The organism is Nonomuraea sp. NPDC049152, from assembly GCF_040648355.1.
GTDB lineage: Bacteria > Actinomycetota > Actinomycetes > Streptosporangiales > Streptosporangiaceae > Nonomuraea.
Window position 1 is genome coordinate 1 of the sequence record NZ_JBEZDO010000095.1, and the last position, 1,471, is coordinate 1,471.

The window sequence follows — 1,471 nt, forward strand, 5'->3', positions numbered from 1 at the left end:
AGGAATCTCAATGACCATGTCAAGCGGCAGCAGCCGTGACCTGCTGCGGTGGGACCGGGGAGAAGACTCGGTTGTCGCGCAGCAAGGCCCACAGCACGTCGACCAGTCGGCGCGCGAGCGCGAGTAGGGCCTGGGTATGGAGCTTGTTCTCATCTCGTTTGCGCTGGTAGAAGGCCCGAGAGAGGCCATCGGCGCGGATGCTGGACAGCGCGGCCATGTAGAAGACCTGGCGCAGCGGCCGGTTGAACCGCTTGGGCCGGCGGTTGTTGCCGGTGATCCGGCCGGAGTCGCGTGGCACGGGGGCGAGCCCGGCGTAGGAGGCCAGGCGGCCCGCGTGGGAGAAGGCGGCCCGCACGTCGCCGCTGGTCGCGACGACGAACTGGGCGCCGAGCAGCGGTCCCATGCCGGGCAGGCTCTCGATGATGTGCGCCTGCGGGTGGGTGCGGAACCGCTCGGCGATCAGCTTGTCGGTGTCCTTGATCTCCCGGTCCAGCCCCAGCAACTGGCGGGCGAGCTTCTTGACCAGGATCGCCGTGGTGGCCTCGCCGGGCAGCACGACCGTCTGCTGGTCGGCCGCCGACAGCGCGGTCGTGGCCATGGCGTCGATGCCTTTGCGCCAGGCGCCCTCCTCGTGAAGGAAGGTGGTCAGGCCCTCGTGGCCGGCCTGGCGGATCTCCGCGGGCGTGCAGTAGCCGGATACCAAGATCAGCGCCGAACGGGTGGAGAAGTCGAAGCCGGCCTCCAGAGCCGGGAAGATGCTGGTGAGCAGGTCGCGCAGCCGGTTGACGCCGCGTACCCAGTCGGCCATCACGTCGGCTCGGTAGGAGGTGAGACGGGTCAGCTCGACCACCAGCTCGTCGGTGGCGGTGAGCTCGGTCAGGTCGCCGCGCATGCGGGCGGTGTCGGCGATGATCCGGGCGTCCTTGGCGTCGGTTTTGCCTTCGCCGCGGAAGATCCCGGCCATGCCGTTGACCATCCGGCCGGGCACATAGACCACGTTCTGGCCGCTGGTCAGCAGGGTGGCCAGCAGCAACGCAGCAGGCGGGCTGACCAGGTCCACCGCCCACCGTACCTGGCCACCTGTCTTGGCCGCAGTCTGGGTGGCCCGCTCGATCAGCTCCTCGATCTGCCGCTGGCCGTTGCCGACCTTGACCGACCACAGCTTCTTGCCCGCCGCGTCGATCGCCGCAGCATGGTGGCTGCCCTTCCCCGCGTCGATGCCGATCCACACGCTCGTCTCCGTCACCCGGCCCGCCTTCTCGTTTTCGCAGGTCAACCCCATGGACGACCCCGCCGGCAGGTCCCTAAGCAGCGACGATTCGCATCAGATCTCAATCAGCGGCCAGGGCGTCCAGAACGACGGGGCGGCTATTCCTTCCAAGCCACAACAGCAGCAGCGGACCCTCATCAGCCACACCCCGTCGTCCTGGGCATCCAGAGCGACTCACTCCAGACAAATCGATCTTAGGGA

The 1,471-nt window shown here is 68.1% G+C and carries 2 protein-coding genes; one reads left to right on the forward strand and one right to left on the reverse strand.

Going from position 1 to position 1,471, the window contains the following annotated elements:
• Positions 1 to 19: 19 nt before the first annotated feature.
• Positions 20 to 1,282 carry an IS110 family transposase gene (locus AB0B45_RS51460; RefSeq protein ID WP_358146383.1) on the reverse strand — a complete coding sequence of 421 codons (1,263 nt, stop codon included), beginning with the start codon at positions 1,280 to 1,282 and terminating at the stop codon, positions 20 to 22.
• On the opposite strand from AB0B45_RS51460, the gene AB0B45_RS51465 reads away from it, so the two are divergent.
• On the forward strand, positions 1,281 to 1,471 hold a 191-nt coding region (locus AB0B45_RS51465), incomplete at its 3' end, for a hypothetical protein (RefSeq protein ID WP_358146384.1). The two genes, AB0B45_RS51460 and AB0B45_RS51465, sit on opposite strands and share 2 nt — an antisense overlap.